The organism is Sutterella faecalis (genome assembly GCF_006337085.1).
Lineage (GTDB): Bacteria > Pseudomonadota > Gammaproteobacteria > Burkholderiales > Burkholderiaceae_F > Sutterella > Sutterella faecalis.
This window is the reverse complement of the sequence record NZ_CP040882.1, coordinates 813611-825571: the sequence shown is the minus strand read 5'-3', so window position 1 is coordinate 825571 and position 11961 is coordinate 813611. Positions and strand designations below refer to the sequence as shown.

Here is an 11961-nt window from a genome sequence, read left to right as displayed (position 1 = left end):
CGAGGTTTGACGAAAAATCAAAGCAAAAGGCCATGCTGTTAATTTACGGATGGTTATGGCGTTTGGCAGCGTCTGGATCGCGACGGCGGAAAACTCCGGAATGAGTTAGCACTTATTCTTCTACCTATGCTTTGCACTGGCTCGTAAGGCTCAAGCGCCGGCTTCATGGACTTATGAGGAGATAGATGTACCTGCATCGAACTGTCGAAAAAATATTTCTCGAACTCTCAAGTCGCTTCAAGGTTGTCATGCTTTCCGGAATGCGTCAGGTAGGGAAAAGCACGACGCTCATGAACCTCAAGGAGCCGAGTCGTGGGTACGTGACTCTTGAGAATCTGGACGCCCAGGCTCTTGCCCGGAATGCTCCGAAAGCTTTCTTCGAAGAGCATGAGCTGCCTATCACCATCGATGAAATCCAACGCGCCCCGAATTTGTTCCTGACGATCAAGCTGCTCGTTGACCGTGAGGAGACAAAAGGAGGAGTCTGGCTTTCCGGCTCGCAAAAATTTGAGTTAATGAAGGGAGTCGGTGACTCTCTTGCTGGAAGAATCTATCCCCAGCAGCTGATGCCGCTCAGTCTTTATGAGCGGGCAGGGAAAGGTCTGGAGCAGGAACCGTATGTCCCGGATCCTCAGAAAAAAGCCGGTTTGCCATATGAAGATGCAGATCGGATCTGGGACATCATCTGGCAGGGAGGCTGGCCGGGGGCGCTTGAACTCGGTCCGGAGGAGCGGAATCGCTATTTCAATGCCTTCATCACGACTTTTCTCGAAAAGGATGTCGCCGGCATCTGGAATGTCGGGAAGCTCGCCGCTTATCAGCGCTTCATGCAGGGGCTGGCGCTGAGAACCGGGCAGGAACTTCGTATCGGACAGCTAGCGCTGATTGCGGGCGTGGATGAGTCGACGGCAAAACGGTGGCTTTCCATTGCTGAGGCAAGCGGTCTGGTGTATCTGCTGAGGCCCCTCTCAGGGAACTCCGGGAAAACGCTCACGAAATCCCCGAAGGTCTATATGACCGATGTCGGTCTCGCAGCATTCCTCTGCAGAAAGAGGACTCCTGCGGAACTGGAGTCGGATATGAATTCAGACGCTTTCTTTGAAACGTTCGTCATCACGGAAATACTGAAGAGCTGGGTGCACAATGGCCGCGTGCCCGATTTCTATTTCTACCGGGATCCAAAAAGGCAGAAAACGATCGATCTGATCATCCATCATGAAGGATGCTGGCATCCGGTCGAAATCAAGTCCGTGAAAACGCCGCACCTTGAAATGGCAAGGAATTTTGCGGTTCTCGACAAGATGGGTCTGAATAGAGGATTGGGCGCGATCATCTGCAATATGGTGGAGAAGAAGCGGTTCCTATCCGATGATGTGATCGCGCATTCCATCTTCGAGATTTAACCGGGGGGCGCGCAGGGCGGGAGAGGCGGCTTCTCAGAGGTTTGCCGCCCAATAAAGAAGCCGCCCGGCCGACTTTGGGGAATCGACCGGGCGCTCCTTCAGAACTACTTTTTCAATGCGTCTGGATCAGGCTCCCTCCTTCCCTCAGCGCGTCACGGGAACTGAGCCGCATTCAGGATCTGATAGGCCCGTCCAGCGCGAACGCATGTCACGGCGCACGACTTCCATGAGCCAGAAGCAGAATGTGTGACCGAAGAACTCGGAGCGCAGGAAGGTGTTTCCTGCCAGTTTTAAGGAACACCTTATAAATTGTGTCTGCGAATAAATTCGTCGAAAAGAGGAACTGTAAATGCGACAAACCCATGCTTAGGGCTGTAAATCATTCCCTTTTCAACAATTCGCTGTTTCAGCGGACCGGTGTGCGAAGTCGTTTTCCCCATCTTGCTAGCTACTTGCCCGATTCGATAGGGGCCTGGACCAAGCGAGGCCATTGCCTTCACAAAAGCGATTTCCTGGGGAGTCAATCTGTCAAGGCGCACCCTGAAAAAGCCTTTGTCCAACTCATGAATGGTTTCCACGTAGGCTTGCTTCACATCCATCAGGGTGATAGAACTGCCTTCAGCTATATTCCATGCACAGTATCCCCACTCCTGTAAAAAGAAGGGATAGCCATGGGTACCTTGCTCCATCTCTTTTACCGCCTTGGGATCTATTGCTGCTCCCTCGTCATGTATTGGCTTCACAATGGCGTCTTCGACCTCGGCAGAAGTCAACGGACCAATTTCGCAAAACCGAAAAAGTCTTTCCGAATAAGATTTCGCATCGCCTGCCAGTTTGGCAACTAGCGGCAGCCCGGCCCCAACAAACATCACAGGCAGTTCAAGTTGGCTAATGTTGTGCAAAGAGACAATCAAAGCTGAAAGATCTTTTTCCCTGAGGTATTGCACTTCGTCAATCAATAAAAGCCAGCCTTTGCCCGCTGCTTTGGCTGCCTGACCAATCGCAGCAAAAAGATCCGGCAGATCCAACTCCAATTTCCCGCTGTCAGCTATGCCTTCCGGCGGTTTAATGTCAATGCTTACGCCTGCGACATCAATTTTGAAGATCGATGCGAAACGATGCAGGACGCCCAGCCCTTGCTTGGCAATTGCTTTGGCGTCCTCGGCTCCAGAAAGAGAACGCAAGACCTTTTGCATCTGAGGATACAAAAGCGAAGCTAAGGAGTCGCTCTCCGGAGATTCGATTTTGGAGACCAAAAAATTTCGCTCTGCGACTCGCCGGCCAATTTCATTGAGAAGCACGGTTTTCCCGGTACCTCTTAATCCCAACAACAACATGGGTCGTCCGGAACGGCCGCGAAACATTCTTCCGCACGATGCAAGTGCAGCATCAATAAATTCCTCGCGTCCTGCGAGTTCCGGAGGTTTGCTGCCTGCGCCGGGTGCAAATGGGTTGTTGAAAGGATCCATGGCTTGGCTCAATCGAAAGTTTATCGAATTTGATGCAATATTACAGAGTTTTTGTAATATTCGATAAATTTGATCAAATTGCCGCTTTCCGACATTACGGCGCATCGTCCAGGCACTATCAGCCGCTGAGCGGCCGGTCAGCTTTTCAGAGGCTTCTCGCCAATACAGAAGCCGCCCGGCCGATTTCGGGGAATCGACCGGGCGGCTCTTCAGAACTATTTTTTCAATGCGTCTGGATCAGGCTTTCTCCCTCCATCAGCGAGTTACAGGAACTGAGCCGTATTCCGGATCCGAGAGGCCCGTCCAGCGCGAGCGCATGTCGCGGCGAACGACTTCCATCAGCCAGAAGCAGAATGCATGACCGAAGAACTCGGAGAAGTGTTCGGCAAAAGGCTGATCCCAGGGAGCAGGCACCGTGCCCATGAGCGGCATGATGACGACGTGGAAGGCGAAGTAGAGAATGATGCCGTAAAGGGCGCCCTGCCACTTCTTGATCCCGGCCCAGTACTCCGCGATGCAGCAGTAGAGCATGGCAAAGAAGATCGAGAAGCCGAAGTGAACGACGAAGCTCACGATCGGACGGGGGTTCCCGGAGTAGTCGTAGGTGGTGTGCGTGAATTCAAAAGAGAACCCGAGCTGCTGGAGAAGCTCCTGCGGCGGGTTCGTGGCGTCGCGAAGCGGCGTGCGGGGCGGGAAGGGGACTTCCCAGCCGAATTTGGCGAAGGCGACGACGATGCCGGCGACGAGGCCGAGGAGAAGGCCGAGAATGATTTTGTCCCGGGTTGAGGTGGGCGCTTTGAGCTGCATGGGTAATTCCTTTCAAGAATTTTTGACTTATGCCGCGGCGCTCCTGAAAACATCGGGCTTTTTCCGAGAGAAGTCCGGACGGCGTCTGCGGCGTGCAAAGGGAACTTTATGCCTCTCTTTTCCCCTGAAAAACAGCTTCCTTGCGGTGACGCCCGGGGGACGCAAATGTCTTAGGACTTTTTGAAAACACGCGTTTGACCCGAATCAATGGTGGTAGGAAGCGCCTCAAGCAGAATCGGCGTCATGAGAAGACTCAAGACACTTTTTTCCGCTTTCTTTGCGTTCCTCGCGGCGATCACGATTCTGTCGGCAGCGACGGCTGCCGCGACGTCATCGGCAGGCGCTTCACAAGCAGCCGTTTCCGAAGCTTCCCCCGCGCGGCTTCGCGTGACGGTGCTCCAATATTCGCGCCCCTGGAAGGACTACGACTTCATCGTGCGTTCGATGGAATATCTCAAGAAGAACTGGCCCGGACTCGAGCTCACTTTCCGGTCGCTCCCGCATATTCCGCTTCGCGAGGAGCTCCGGCGCGGGAACGCCGACCTCGTGATCGCGAGCTCGAGCTTCTTCGCAATGGATCCGACGGAAAAGGTCCGCCCGCTCGCGGCGCTGGTGAGCCCGCGCGCGAAGGATCCCAATCATGCCTCGGCTGCGGTTGTGGTTGTGCGCTCTGACCGCAGGGATCTCAGGCGCTTAAACGATCTCGCCGCCAAAAGCATCGCCGCTCAGACGGAGGAGTGCGAACTCGGCCTTCATTACGTCGAGCACGAAATTGCCAAAGCCGGCTTCAACCCGGACGGGTTCTGGTCGGTGCGCCGCGATGAGCCCGGGCAGATGCGGAAGATCCTTGAGGACGTTCTCGCCGGCCGCATCGATGGCGGGATTCTGCGCGGGTGCTTCCTCGAGGATCTCGGAGAAAAGCGGATGGCCGAAATCGGGTCACAGCTCCGGGTGCTCAATGCCCAGCCCGTCGACGGCCTCGCATGCCTGCATTCCACGGTGCTCTATCCGGGCATCATCCTCGCGGGAACAAGCCCGCTCGGCGTTGAGCACGCGCGGCGCGTGACGGCGCTCCTTCTTTCAATGCCGGTTGACGAAGACGGGAGCTACTGGGGAATTTCAACCGACTTTACGCGAACGGATCAGATGCTCGAAAGCCTGAAGCTCGGGCCTTACGAGTACCTGCGCGAGTGGACCTTCCGGCGCGTCTGGAAGGAGTATCCGTCTGCCGTCGTCTGCAGCGCGATTCTTGTTGCGGCGCTCCTTTTCTACGGGGTGATTCTTCGCCGGCTCGTGAGAATCCGCACGCGTGCGCTGGAAGAGGAAATCGAGGAGCGCCGGAGGCTCGAGCGCGAGGCCGCACAGGCGAATGAACAGATCAGCGCCATGCAGCACGCAGGCGCGGTCGGGCAGATTTCAAGCATCATCGCTCATGAACTGAAGCAGCCCCTTGAAGCCATTCAGAACCTCTCGCGCGGAACGATGAGAAGCCTTGAGGATGTGGACGACGTCCCGCCAAGAACGCTCGATGCTGTCGCAAAAATCCGCACGGAAGCGCTTCACGCGAGCGACATCGTCGACCGCGTGCGGGAGTACGGCAAGGGCCGGAGAAGAGCCGAGGCGCTTTCCGTCGCGGAAGCTGTCGGCGAGGCTTTCCGGCAGTTCCGCGTAAGCCGCAGGGCGAAGGGAGCGAAGCTTTCGCTCGAGCTTCCTCCTCAGACGGAGGGGCTCCTGGTGCGCATGGATCCGCTCGATCTGCGTCTCGTGATCGTCAACCTCCTCGCGAACGCTGTGGATGCGGCTTCAAAGAGCCCGTTCCCGGAAGTGAAGCTTGAGGTTGCGCCTGCTTCCGATCGAAAGACCGTGGAAATCCGCGTTGAGGATAACGGACCGAAACTCCCGGATGAGGCTTATGCACAGCTGGGTTTGACGCCCGGGAAATCCTCGAAGGCGCAGGGGCTCGGCCTCGGCCTCATGATTGTGAAGGCGCTCCTCGAAGCTGCGCTCGGAAGCATCCGCTTTGAGCGGATCGAACCTGCGGGGCTGCGAGCCATTGCGTCGCTCCCGGCAGAAGAAAAGAAAGAGAACGAAAAGGAGAAGCCCTGATGGCTCAGAACAAACGCCTCCTCGTGAGAATCGTCGACGATGATCCTGCTGCGCGCGACAGCCTTGCCTTCATGCTCGAAGAGGAAGGCTTCGACTGCGCGGCCTATCCGAGCGCAGAGGATTTTCTTAAAGGAGATTCGCCGTCAGTGCCGGGCTGCGCGATTCTCGACGTCCGCATGGGAGAGATGAGCGGCCTCATGCTGCAGCAGGAAATGATCCGCCGAGGCATCACGCTCCCCATCGTTTTTCTATCCGCACACGGCGACATCGACATGGCGGTCGACACCATGAGGAGCGGCGCGGTTGCTTTTCTGCGGAAAGGTTCCGACCGCACGCGGCTCCTTGATGCCATCTGGTCTGCGATTGAGCGCGCTGAAGGGGCGGAACCAGAGGATGCCGCGCGGGAAGTCGCGCGTTGGCAGACGCTTACCGACCGCGAGCGCGAGGTGGCGGAGAGAATCGCCGCCGGGCTTCTCAATCGGGAGATCGCCGCCGAACTCGGCATCTCGCCCAAGACCGTGCAGGTCTACCGGGGCGAAGTTTCGCGGAAGCTCGATGTGCGCGGGGCTGCGGGCGTCACGCGGGCGGTGAGGCGAATTGAGAAGATTCTTGCGGGAAAGTGACGTCCGGAAGACAAAAAGGAACGAAAACGCTGTTCGTCCGGCGGTGTTTTCGCTGTTCCCTTTTTGAATATCGTCATTTATGACGACGACAAGCCTCAGAAATACGCATTCAAGGCGTATAGATGCGTATAGGCGCGCATTGGAATACTTGATACCTTGATTCTCAAAGGCCTTCGTCAGCTTGGGCGAAGTTCCTTTTCGAACGCTGACCCCAGAAAGAAAGCTTCAGGGGTGCACGACTTTGCTTCCAGTGGAAAGCATTTCGGCATCCGTCGCAAAGCATTCGCGTTCGGCAAAAAGGAGAACAACAATGACTATCAAGGTTCCTTCCGTCTCTAGACGTAGCCTCATCCGGGGGCTTTCGCTCGCTGCCGGCTGGGCCGGCTCGCAGAGCTTATTTGTGAAGAGCGCGCAGGCGGCCGCCGAAGCTCAAAAAGAGTGGACGGGCTATACCATCTGCGACTCATGCAATCATGTGCCGCAGTGCGGCATCAAGTTTCATGCGCGCGGCAACACGATCATCAGAATTGAAAACTGGAAGGAAAATCCGAGGCCAATTCTTTGCTCCAAGGGCCTTTCGACGCTGCAGCGCCTCTATAACCCGAACCGGCTCCTCTATCCACTCAAGCGCACCAACCCGAAGGGCGCCGCTGATCCGGGCTGGGTCCGCATTACCTGGGAAGAGGCCTATAAGACGATCGCGGCAAGAATGCTTGAAATCCGACGTACGAGCGGTCCCAATGCCGTGATGTTCTATGCCGGCGACCCCAAGGAACCCCGGCCCTCGATTTACCGTCTTGCACGCTATTTCGGATCGACCACATACGGCACCGAATCTTCCGTTGGCTGCCGTTCGGGCTGCATGATGGCCGAGGAACTCAACTTCGGCCGCCCCAACAACGGCGGACTGCCGACTCCAGACACCAAAGTCTTCATGATCATGGCGACCAATGTCTGGGCACAGCCGCTTACATGGTGGAAGGCTATTCAGGCCGCAAAGGCGCGCGGCTGCAAAATCATCACGATTGATTCACGCAGAACCAAAGCCGCCGAAATCGCAGACATCCATCTGCAGCCGAGAATCGGAACGGATGCTGCACTCGTTGCCGGCATGATGCGGGTTCTAATCCGCGAAGGGCTCTACGACAAGGCGTTCGTGGAAAAGTGGACGCACGGCTTTGAAGCTTATAGAGATTACTGCGAGACCTTTACGCCTGAATATACAGAGGAGATTACAGGCGTTCCAGCCGAACTCGTGGTCGAAGGGGCCCGCCTCTGGGCGCAGGGGCCGGGTACATTCTCGCTTACCACGCAGTCGGTGTCGCACAATTCAAACGGTGTCAACAATGCCCGGGCGCTTCTTCTTCTCCCGATCGTCATGGGCTACATCGACATCAAGGGCGGCGTGGCCTTTCCATCCGGCCCCAAAGGGCTTGCGATGGCGGCTTACGGTCTCCATCCGTCGGTGTCTGAAAACGGCTGGTTCAGCTTGCCGGAGCAGAAGAAAAACCGTCTCGACCGGGAGGAGTTGCCGCTTTGGAATGATATGAAGGACCAGGTGAGTCCAAACAATTTCCCGGAATGGGTGGATTCAGGAAAGGTCCGGATGCTCTGCGGCTGGGGATTCAACGTCAATATCTGGCCGTCGCCGCAGGTGTACGCTGCTGCCGTGAAAAAGCTCGATTTTGCTTTCTCCGCCGACTACTTCTATCGTCCGGACAGCCATCAGGACATGGACATCATTCTTCCCGCCGCCATGAATTACGAGCGCTATGCGCCTTTCGGCTGGTATGGGAACAAGATTGCCGTGAGAAAGCCCGTGAAGCCTCTGGGCGAATGCAGGGAAGACTGGAGAATCGCATTTGAAATCGGAGCCATTGTCGACAAGCCGGAACACTTTTTCGACGGCGACCCGAAAAAGGCCTGCGACCATGTTCTCAAAAGCATGCAGGGCGAAGGCTGGGATGCCTTCGCGGATGCATTGCCCAATGTTTCGTCCGTGCCGGCGCCGAAACCCGCTCTTCGCAAGTATGAGACGGGCGGCATGCGTCCCGACGGCAAGCCGGGCTTCAATACGCTGAGCGGAAAGCTCGAGTTCGCGAGCGTGAGGGCCGAAAAATTCGGTCACCCGGCGCTTCCGGTCTATAAGCCGATGATGCCGCTCACGAAGGAATTCAATCTCCGGTTCCTCAACGGCGCCCGCAAGCCCTTCATCACCCACTCGAAGACGCGATCCGATCAGCCTTATCTCCTCGAAATTGAGGACCACCTTACGATCGACATCAGCCCTGAAGATGCAGCCGAGCGCGGCATCAGGGAGGGGGACATCGTCGAGATCCGCTCGCCCTTCGGCGGTCCGGTCGAGGCGCGCGCCATGGTGTCGATCATCGTGCCCAAGGGACTCATTGACGCCCAGTACGGCTGGCTCGGCAAGGAAAACACGCAGCCGCTTGTCGGCCGTGCGATTCGAGATCCGATGTCCGGTTATCCGGCGTATTTCGAAATGCCCGTAAGCGTAACGAAGAAGGCGTGAGGAGAAGATCATGAGCAAATACGGCATCCTTTTTAATGTCGACAATTGCATCGCCTGCCAGACCTGCTTCGTCGCCTGCAAGGAAGAAAATCAGCTTCATCCGCAGATGAAGTGGATGAGGATTGAGCGCCGGGAAGACCCGAAGGCGAGGATCATCAACTATTTCCGCGCCTCCTGCCAGCACTGCGAGGACCCGGCCTGCATGAAGGTTTGTCCTGCAAAGGCCATTTCGAAGGGGAGTTTCGGAGAAATTCTCGTCAACGATGAGAAGTGCATCGGCTGCAGGATGTGCTTGGCTGCGTGTCCCTACGGCGCACCTCAGTTCAATGAAACGGGGGCGGTGTCCTACTGGCCGGACAAAGCGCCTCTTGCAGAGCGTGCGTTTGAGCCGCACCAGAAACGCATTCCGGGCAAGGCCGAGCACTGCACGCTCTGTACGCACAGACTGCGCGACGGCCGGCTGCCCGCCTGCGTTGAAAACTGCTCGACGGGAGCGCTTCGCCTCATCGACTACGAGAATCTCTCAAAGGAAGATTCGGCGCTTCTTGACAAGGCGCAGATGATGACCGCTAAGGCCTGCACGAATCCGAAGGTCCGGTACTTGAGCGTCCATCTCGATGTGACCGGACTCTCTCTCAAGTAGTTTCAGCTGCTTCAGAAAAATGAATTGTTCCGCCGCTCCTTTTTACGGGGCGGCGGAATTCATGCTTTCCCCGTTAATATGGTTATTTTCGATTTGCGATGATGTGGAGCGGCCTCAATGGATGAACCTCACATGACATCCGAGCAGATCTGGTTTCTGGCTGCGCTCTGGGAAGCGCGTTCGCTCTCTCTCGCAGCAAAGCGCCTCGGCATCAGCGTTGCAACTGCCACACGGCTCCTGCGTTCGGTCCGCGGGCTTCTTCAGGATCCGCTCTTTGTCCGCGGGAAAGGCGGCTTCGTGCCGACCAACCGCATGGCGAGACTTATGCCTGCAATCGAAGAGGTGCAGAATGCAATGAGGGAACTCGCGCGTACAGGGGAATTCGATCCCGCTTCGGTCCGGGGAACGCTGCGTCTTGCGGGTGTTGACAATGCTGTGCTTACCTTTCTTCGGCCGGTCTTCCAGAAGCTCTTGTCGTCGGCGCCCGAATTGAAGATTTCCTTCTCAACGATCCCGGCGGATTGGGAGAATGCTCTTGAAGACGGCACGCTCGATATTCTTTTCTATGCACCTCCCATGAAGGCGCTCCGCAAAGAGTTCCGATCGGCAGAACTCAATCAAACCAGTCATGTCCTCGTGGTCCGCAGGTCGCATCCGATTCTGAAAGAGCTGGAAAATGCATCGCCGGAGGGGCGCGCGTCGGCTCTCCTTGAGCGATACCGGGAAATCGAAATTACGTATGGTCCGGGAAGCCGCAGGCAGGCCGGAGAAACTTCTGCGCCCGTTGAGTCGGACAAGTCGATTGCGCTGCAGTGCGACTATTTTCTGCCGAGCGTTTTCCTGCTTCTCGAGTCGGATTGCTACGCACGCATGCCGGTCAATACTGTGCGCTATCTCGAACGCTATCTGCCGATCGCGCTCCTTCCGCCCGAAATAAGGCGTCTCCCGGTCTGGTCCGGACGCATGATCTGGCATGAGCGGACGGATGTCGATCCGCTTCTTCTTTGGGTGCGCCGTCTCTTCATGAATGAATTGCGCTCCAAAAGGGAGCTTTCAAGCCTCTGAGGCGGGGAGAATCCTTCGCGTTCGGGAGAATTTCGGAATCAACCGCCTCAGAGAATCAGAGCGTTGCGCCTCTGATCATTCCTTATGCGGGAGCGATTTCGAAAAAATCCACCCGCAAAAAAGCCCTGCAAGCGAGAGGCTCGAGGCCATGAGGCAAATCTCCTGGTAGGAGAAGCCCGTCTCAAGCAGGAAATTCATGGCAACTGGACCAACAAAGCCCGCAATCGAAAAACCGCAAAACATGATGCCGTAGTTGACGGAATTGCTCTTCGCGCCGAATTCCTCAGCGGTAAAGCCGGGGTAGATGCCCATAAAGGCGCCGAAGGCGATGCCGACGAGGAGAATGCCGCTCCAGAACCAGAGCGCCGCGATGCCGTCGGCAGCCGAGAGGAGCGTGCAGCCGAGAAGGGTGAGGACAAGCGCCCCCATGAGCGAGGGAAGGCGCCCGAATCGATCGGACGCCGCACCCGCGAGAATGCGGCCGAAAACGTTGGCAAGGGCGAGAATCGATACAGCAACGGAGGCTGCGGCGGCATCGAGCCCTGCGAGTTCTCTCGCCGCGCTCCAGCAGTGCGAAATGATCATCATCCCGGGGATGGCGCCGCAGAGAAGGAGCAGCACCATCGGGGGAAAGCGTCTGGCGCGGAGCATGCCGCGCCAGTTGAGTTCCTCGCGTGCGGGCCTTACGGGGGCAGCGGTGCTTGAACGGAATTTCGCTTCAAAGCCGTCCGGGCACTTCTGCATGAAGAGTCCGCCGGAGACAATCATGACCGTAAAGACGGTGCCGAGCATGATGAGCGCGTATTGAATGCCTTCGGCGGAAATCAAGGCTAAAGCAACGGGCGGGAGAATGACCGAACTCAGCCCATAGAGCGCGGTGGTGAGTCCTCCAGCAAGCCCCCGATGGTCCGGGAAAAACTTGAGCGTCGTGTTGATCGTTGAGCCGTAGACGAGACCGAGTCCGAGGCCGAACCCGATACCGTAGCCCAGAATGAGGCTCAGCGTGGTTTCTGCGGTTGCTGCGAGAAAGAAGCCGAGTCCAATCAGGAGCCCGCCCGAGGCGATGACCCACCGAGGTCCGAATCGATCATTCACGGCGCCGCCGAGAATCATCGGAATGGGACCGACCGCGTTGGCAAGACTGAAGGCTGCGGCGAGGCTTCCTGCCGTGAGCGCCTCACCCGTAAGGAGGGAAAGGCGCTCGGCGAGGGGCGGCGCAAAGACGGACCACGCGTAGATCGATCCTGCGCAGAGGTTGATCGTGCAGGCGACGATGAGGAGAATCCAGCGTTTCTTCATGAGGTTCATGCGT

General features: G+C 57.0%; 9 protein-coding genes and 1 pseudogene. 7 read left to right on the top strand and 3 right to left on the bottom strand.

The genetic code is table 11. The annotated features are described in order from the left end of the window. Positions 1-185: 185 nt before the first annotated feature. Together FG381_RS12935 and FG381_RS12720 are read left to right on the top strand one after the other, a co-directional pair. A pseudogene (locus FG381_RS12935) lies at positions 186-575 on the top strand (AAA family ATPase); the annotation flags it as partial. A 72-nt stretch (positions 576-647) separates the two neighbouring features. Then, the gene (locus FG381_RS12720) at positions 648-1403 is read left to right on the top strand and encodes an ATP-binding protein (protein WP_228025742.1); all 756 of its coding nucleotides are present in this window, start codon (positions 648-650) and stop codon (positions 1401-1403) included. Between the two features lie 302 nt (positions 1404-1705). On the opposite strand, the gene FG381_RS03275 is transcribed toward FG381_RS12720, so the two are convergent. After that, the gene (locus FG381_RS03275; protein WP_139687523.1) at positions 1706-2872 is read right to left on the bottom strand and encodes an ATP-binding protein; all 1167 of its coding nucleotides are present in this window, start codon (positions 2870-2872) and stop codon (positions 1706-1708) included. Positions 2873-3127: 255 nt separating this feature from the next. Next, a complete protein-coding gene (locus FG381_RS03270; protein ID WP_139687522.1) occupies positions 3128-3679 on the bottom strand; it encodes a YagU family protein in 552 nt (183 codons plus the stop codon). A 243-nt stretch (positions 3680-3922) separates the two neighbouring features. Here FG381_RS03270 and FG381_RS03265 point away from each other — a divergent pair, with 243 nt between their 5' ends. The 5 genes from FG381_RS03265 (at position 3923) to FG381_RS03245 (ending at position 10649) form a co-directional block, all read left to right on the top strand. Next, a complete protein-coding gene (locus FG381_RS03265; protein ID WP_165697819.1) occupies positions 3923-5785 on the top strand; it encodes a sensor histidine kinase in 1863 nt (620 codons plus the stop codon). After that, a complete protein-coding gene (locus FG381_RS03260; RefSeq protein ID WP_139687520.1) occupies positions 5785-6408 on the top strand; it encodes a response regulator transcription factor in 624 nt (207 codons plus the stop codon). The genes FG381_RS03265 and FG381_RS03260 overlap by 1 nt, the downstream gene beginning before the upstream one ends. Before the next feature lie 310 nt (positions 6409-6718). Next, complete coding sequence (locus FG381_RS03255) at positions 6719-8941, top strand: molybdopterin-containing oxidoreductase family protein (protein WP_139687519.1); 2223 nt, start codon at positions 6719-6721, stop codon at positions 8939-8941. 10 nt (positions 8942-8951) lie between these two features. Then, positions 8952-9584, top strand: a complete 633-nt coding sequence (locus FG381_RS03250; protein ID WP_139687518.1) for a 4Fe-4S dicluster domain-containing protein — start codon at positions 8952-8954, stop codon at positions 9582-9584. A gap of 117 nt (positions 9585-9701) precedes the next feature. Next, positions 9702-10649, top strand: a complete 948-nt coding sequence (locus FG381_RS03245) for a LysR family transcriptional regulator (RefSeq protein WP_139687517.1) — start codon at positions 9702-9704, stop codon at positions 10647-10649. 75 nt (positions 10650-10724) lie between these two features. Here FG381_RS03245 and FG381_RS03240 read toward each other — a convergent pair whose 3' ends face one another. Next, on the bottom strand, positions 10725-11957 hold the full coding sequence (locus FG381_RS03240) for an L-lactate MFS transporter (protein WP_139687516.1): 1233 nt from the start codon (positions 11955-11957) through the stop codon (positions 10725-10727). Positions 11958-11961 lie beyond the last annotated feature (4 nt).

Coding starts and splice junctions, on each gene's coding strand:
- FG381_RS03270 (WP_139687522.1), bottom strand. CDS start 3,679: ATGCAGCTCAAAGCGCCCACCTCAACCCGGGACAAAATCATTCTCGGC.
- FG381_RS03275 (WP_139687523.1), bottom strand. CDS start 2,872: ATGGATCCTTTCAACAACCCATTTGCACCCGGCGCAGGCAGCAAACCT.
- FG381_RS03265 (WP_165697819.1), top strand. CDS start 3,923: ATGAGAAGACTCAAGACACTTTTTTCCGCTTTCTTTGCGTTCCTCGCG.
- FG381_RS03255 (WP_139687519.1), top strand. CDS start 6,719: ATGACTATCAAGGTTCCTTCCGTCTCTAGACGTAGCCTCATCCGGGGG.
- FG381_RS03240 (WP_139687516.1), bottom strand. CDS start 11,957: ATGAACCTCATGAAGAAACGCTGGATTCTCCTCATCGTCGCCTGCACG.
- FG381_RS03245 (WP_139687517.1), top strand. CDS start 9,702: ATGGATGAACCTCACATGACATCCGAGCAGATCTGGTTTCTGGCTGCG.
- FG381_RS03250 (WP_139687518.1), top strand. CDS start 8,952: ATGAGCAAATACGGCATCCTTTTTAATGTCGACAATTGCATCGCCTGC.
- FG381_RS03260 (WP_139687520.1), top strand. CDS start 5,785: ATGGCTCAGAACAAACGCCTCCTCGTGAGAATCGTCGACGATGATCCT.